The organism is Arthrobacter wenxiniae (genome assembly GCF_013376105.1).
Lineage (GTDB): Bacteria > Actinomycetota > Actinomycetes > Actinomycetales > Micrococcaceae > Specibacter > Specibacter wenxiniae.
The window spans coordinates 1-2,734 of the sequence record NZ_JAAMFM010000058.1 but is presented as its reverse complement, the minus strand read 5'-3'; the positions used below and the strand labels follow the sequence as shown (position 1 = coordinate 2,734).

Annotated in this window: 2 protein-coding genes; both read left to right on the top strand. The window is 67.1% G+C overall.

The annotated features are described in order from the left end of the window. The first annotated feature begins 244 nt into the window (after nt 1-244). Nucleotides 245-1,801 carry an IS21 family transposase gene (gene istA, locus G6034_RS19295; RefSeq protein ID WP_176636720.1) on the top strand — a complete coding sequence of 519 codons (1,557 nt, stop codon included), beginning with the start codon at nt 245-247 and terminating at the stop codon, nt 1,799-1,801. Beyond that, the gene (locus G6034_RS19290; RefSeq protein ID WP_176636719.1) at nt 1,798-2,589 is read left to right on the top strand and encodes an ATP-binding protein; all 792 of its coding nucleotides are present in this window, start codon (nt 1,798-1,800) and stop codon (nt 2,587-2,589) included. Before istA ends, G6034_RS19290 begins: the two co-directional genes overlap by 4 nt. Nucleotides 2,590-2,734: the final 145 nt, after the last annotated feature.

Below are 2,734 nucleotides of genomic sequence, written 5' to 3'. Positions count from 1 at the left end.
TGTTAGCGGCAACTCTAAACTGACCGGAGACGGAAAATTTGATTGACCGTTCGCGGCAGTGGTTTTGACCGCTGGCGGCAGGTATTTTTGACCATTTCTCCGCCGCCGGCCGGCGGCGGGGTGTGCCGGGATTCCCTTGTCCATTCCCTCGTGTCGTTACGGGGAGAGCCCCTTCCTTCCGGGTGAAGATGGCGATGCCAATCGTTGATCATTCACCTGCATTGCGGGAAGGAAGGGGCTCGTTGTGAAGTCTCCAGGAGAGTTCATGGAAATTTTAGCTGCTTATGATTTAACCCGGTCGTACCGGGACGCCGCGAAGATCTGCGGCGTCTCGCACAACACGGTCCGGTCGTATGTGAAGGCCCGCGACGGGGGCGCCGCGGCGCCGGTGGCCCGCCAGCGCGGGCGGCTCACCGACCCGTACCTGGGACAGATGATTTCCTGGGTCGACCAGTCCCGCGGGAAGATCCGCGCCGACGTGGTCCACGAAAAGCTCCTCGCCCTGGGGTTCACCGGCTGTGAGCGCACGACCCGGACCACCGTGGCGGAGTTGAAGGCGAAATACCGGGCGCAGAACGTGCGCGTGCACCGTCCCTGGTCCCCGGAGCCGGGCCTATGGGTCGAATATGATTACGGGGACGGCCCCGTCGTGGACGGTGTCAAGACCGTCTTGTTCGTGGCCTGGCTGGCGTTCTCCCGCTTCCGGATCGTCATCGCCTTGCGCGATAAGACCATGCCCAGCGTGTTCGCCGCCCTGGATCGGACGTTCCGGCTCATCGGGGGCGTCACGACCCACGTGCTCACCGACAACGAAAAGACCGTCACCATCGAGCACATCGCCGGGATCCCGGTCCGCAACCCGCAAATCGTCGCGTTCGCCCGCCACTACTCCACGTCAATCCAGACCTGCATGCCAGCGGACCCTGCCTCGAAGGGCGGGGTGGAAAACGCGGTCAAGATCGCCAAGGCCGACCTCGTCCCGAAGGACACCAACCTGCTGCCCGAGTACGCTTCCTTCGCCGAGCTGGAAGCGGCGTGTGAGGCGTTCATGGAGGACGTGAATTCCTCGGTGCACCGGGCGACCCTGGAAATTCCCAAGGACATGCTCCGCCTCCATGAACAGCCCCGCCTGCACCCCGTCCCGGCGGTGCCGGTGACGGCCAGTTTCGGCCATGCCCGCCAGGTCCCGCCGAACACGCCCATGGTCACCTACGAACACTCCCGCTACTCCGTCCCGCACACCCTCATGGGCGACCGGGTCTGGGTCCGCGGCACCGAGGACGAGGTCGTCATCGTCCACGTCGGGCCCGCCGGCCCGGTCGAGGTCGCCCGGCACGCCCGCACCCGCCCCGGCACCCCGGCGATCAACGACGACCACTTCCCGCCAGCCCCGGCCGGGGCCCTGGAAAGGGTCATCCGGCCCACGAACAGGGCAGAGGCAGAGTTCCTGGCCCTCGGCGCGGGTGCGGCGCTCTGGCTCAAGGAGGCCGCCGCGGCCGGGACCAACAAGATCCGCCACAAAATGGAACGCGCCGCCACCCTGGCCAAGGTGATGGGCAACGATGTCGTCGACCAGGGCCTGGGAGCCGCCGCCGTGCACCAGCGCTTCACCCACGAGGACCTGGTCTCCATCATCACCAACACCGCCACCGGCGAACCCCCCAGCACCATCGGCGCGACCCACACCGTCACCGACCCGGGCCGGTGGCTGAGCCAGGGCACCAGCGCCTGGTCCGGCTTTGGCACCACCGCGGAGCCGGGCACCAGCGATGACACCGACCTTGAAGGAGCCGCCGAATGACCGCCACCACCCTCACCCCCGCCCCGCGGGCCGACCAAGGGGTGGAACATGTCATCGCACTGATGCGCACCACCCGCATGCCGCACGCCCGCGCCGTCGTCGCCGACGTCCTCGCCACCGCCAAGGCCCAGCGCTGGGATCCCACCGAAGTCGTCCGCGTGCTCCTCGAGGCCGAAGCAACAGGCCGGAACCGGTCCATGCTCGCCACCCGGCGCAAACGCGCCGGATTCCCCACCGGGAAAACCTTCGACATCTGGGACGAGGCGCTCTCGACCCTGCCGGCGGCGACGACCTCGTTCCTGCGGACCCTGGAATGGGTGCGGCGCCGGGAGAACCTCATCGCGTGCGGCCCCTCCGGCACCGGCAAAACCCTGCTGCTGGAGGCCCTGGGCCAGCAGGCCATCAACGAGGGCATGTCCGTGTCCTGGCTGAGCATGGAGGACCTCGGCGCGCTCGTGCGCCGCCACCGCATCGACGACAGCGTCAACAAGGCCATCACCCGCGCCACCAGCGTGGATTTGATCTGCATCGACGACATCGGCCTCCTGCCCGTCTCCGCCGACGCCGCCGAGGGCTTCTACCGGGTCGTGGAGGCCTCCTACGAAAAACGCTCCCTGGCCATCAGCTCCAACATCCACCCCTCCGGTTTCGACGAGCTCATGCCCAAATCCATAGCCACCGCCACCGTGGACCGGCTCCTCCACCACGCACACCTGTGCCAAACCAGCGGCGAGTCAGTCCGGCTCATGCAAGCCCAAAACGGGAAAGGAACCCGGCCCATGAACTAAATCCACACGACGGTCAGGCGCCCACCACCCCGGCCCGCCCGGGCGCCTGACCCTGTCCAAAAATACCTGCCGCCAGCGGTCAACCCCTTGCCGCCACCGGGCAAACCAACATGCCGCCACCGGTCAGTTTAAAGTTGCTGTTGAC